The following is a 2,409-nucleotide window of genomic DNA, read 5'->3' on the forward strand; positions in this document are numbered from 1 at the left end:
TGTGGAAAACAACAAATTTCCATAAATTTCTATTAGTTTCTATTAATTTCAATTTTTTTAATAATATCTCCCTATCTCCTTAATCTCCACATCTCCTTTTGTTACACCACCTGAACGCTTACAAAAAGGCTTAAAAAACAGTTAGTCAAAAGTAAGTATTAAAAGATTAATAAACAACGAAAGACCCGAAATGCACAAAAAAAGGAAATTTCTGTCTCTGCGAAATTTTCCTTGACTTTTAACTATTTTTATGTAATAATATCTTCTGCTATGATTGATTTACATACTCATTCTCTTTTATCTGATGGAGTTCTGTTACCTTCAGAATTAGCCAGTCGAGCCGAAGAAAAAGGGATAGATGTTTTAGCCATTACTGACCATGTAGATGATTCTAACATAGATTTTGTTATCCCAAGACTCCTCTACGCCTGTGATGAGTTAAATAAAGTAATGAAGATAAAACTTATTCCTGGTTGTGAGTTGACTCATATTCCACCAGTATTAATTAGTAAATTAGCCACAAGGGCAAGGAATATGGGGGCAAGGCTAATTATTGTTCATGGGGAGACACTTGTTGAACCGGTAACCAAAGGAACTAATATGGCGGCTTTACATAGCGATATAGATATTCTGGCACACCCGGGATTGTTAACCAAAGAAGAAACTCAATTGGCTAAAACTCGAAATATTGCTTTAGAGATTACTACACGGAGAGGACATTGTCTTACTAATGGACATGTAGTAAAAATGGCACAATTAGCCGGTGCCAAATTAATCTTAAATTCCGATGCCCATCAAATAGAAGACTTAATTGACCTTTCCTTTGCACAAGGAGTAGCCAGAGGAGCAGGGATAGAAGATTTTAACCTATTATTAGCCAATTCACAAGAAATTGTTGATAGAATATGAATGGTAACTACTTACCATTCACCAGTTACCAATTCCTAAATAGGGTTCTGCAAAATAGGATTTGGGAGAGACAACAAATAAATATCAAATATCAAAAAGCAAAATTACAAATCAAATTTCAAAATTGGTAAGTTGCCAAAGAATAACGCTGAAAGGAAAGAGATAATTTTACTGAACTTTGGCAAATTTGCAAATTCGCTGAAAAACTTAAAACTAAAAGCGTAAAACCAAAAACCGTTGATAGTTTGTAGTTGATAGTTTATAGTAGATAGTTGAAGAACTATAGACTATAAACTATAAACCATAAACTATAAACGAGTTTTGCATTTTGCTCTTTGAAGGAAATTGATAAAAATAGAGGTTTTAAATACCCGCTTAAAAACTACAGTTTCTTAGTTTTGCAGAACTCTAATTCCTAAATTAGGGTTTCATGAAATTAAGAGCAAATAATCGGTTAATTGGTAATTGATTAAATATCCTCGTCGTGAGCTCAGCCGAACGGTATTTAATTACCATTCACCAGTTACCATTTACCAAATGAAAGGAGGTTTATCAAAAATGGATTGGGGAATGAAGAATCGTCTATCACAATTAATTCAACCAGATGGTCGATGCTTTTTCATGCCAATAGACCATGGGTATTTTCAGGGTCCAACACGAAAGCTTGAAAAGCCAGGAGAGACCATCAAACCACTTCTCCCCTATTACGATGCACTATTTGTTACAAGAGGGGTATTACGCAGTTGTATCGATCCGAGTAACACTAAACCAATTATTCTCCGTGTCTCTGGAGGCACAAGTATGGTGGGGGAAGACCTGGCTAATGAAGGCATCACTACCAGTATGAAAGATGCTGTGCGACTTAATGTCGCCGCGATAGGCATTTCTGTTTTTGTTGGCAGTGCTTATGAACATCAAACATTATTAAATCTAAGCAAACTCGTAGATGAAGGCGAAGAATATGGTATGCCAGTAATGGCGGTAACTGCGGTAGGTAAAGAATTAGAAAAGCGTGATGCCCGCTATTTAGCCTTAGCCTGCCGTATTTGTGCCGAATTAGGCGCTAAAGTGGTCAAGACATACTGGTGTGAAAATTTTGAAAAGGTAGTTCAGGGTTGTCCAGTGCCAGTGATTATGGCTGGTGGACCTAAAGTAGAAACGGATAAGGAAGTATTTGAGTTTGTCTATGATGGCATGCAAAAAGGTGCAATTGGTGTAAATCTGGGCAGAAATATCTGGCAAAATGAACATCCAGTAGCAATGATTAAAGCCCTGCGAGCTATTGTTCACGAAAATGCCAGTGTCGAGGATGCAGTAGAGATATTTAATATGAATAGTCAGTGATTGTGCACGAATTATTGCTCATTCTTCATTTTTCGTAACCGTTCAGGCTATATATCAAAAGTGTAAGAAAGGGGATAAGGAGATAAGAGTGATATGGAGATAAGATAATAGAAATAGATTGAAATTTATAGAAATAGGTAGAAATTGATTGTGGAA

The 2,409-nt window shown here is 36.0% G+C and carries 2 protein-coding genes; both read left to right on the forward strand.

Annotation, left to right across the window (positions count from 1 at the left end; all coding sequences use genetic code 11):
* Positions 1-270: 270 nt before the first annotated feature.
* Complete coding sequence (locus AB1422_18890) at positions 271-909, forward strand: histidinol phosphate phosphatase domain-containing protein (protein ID MEW6621368.1); 639 nt, start codon at positions 271-273, stop codon at positions 907-909.
* A 528-nt stretch (positions 910-1,437) separates the two neighbouring features.
* A complete protein-coding gene (gene lsrF / locus AB1422_18895) occupies positions 1,438-2,253 on the forward strand; it encodes a 3-hydroxy-5-phosphonooxypentane-2,4-dione thiolase (GenBank protein MEW6621369.1) in 816 nt (271 codons plus the stop codon).
* Positions 2,254-2,409 lie beyond the last annotated feature (156 nt).

Source organism: bacterium (genome assembly GCA_040757115.1).
Lineage (GTDB): Bacteria > UBA9089 > CG2-30-40-21 > CG2-30-40-21 > SBAY01 > JBFLXS01.

Bases quoted from the DNA above. Each gene is read 5' to 3' on its own strand.
- AB1422_18890 (MEW6621368.1), top strand. From the start codon at position 271: ATGATTGATTTACATACTCATTCTCTTTTATCTGATGGAGTTCTGTTA.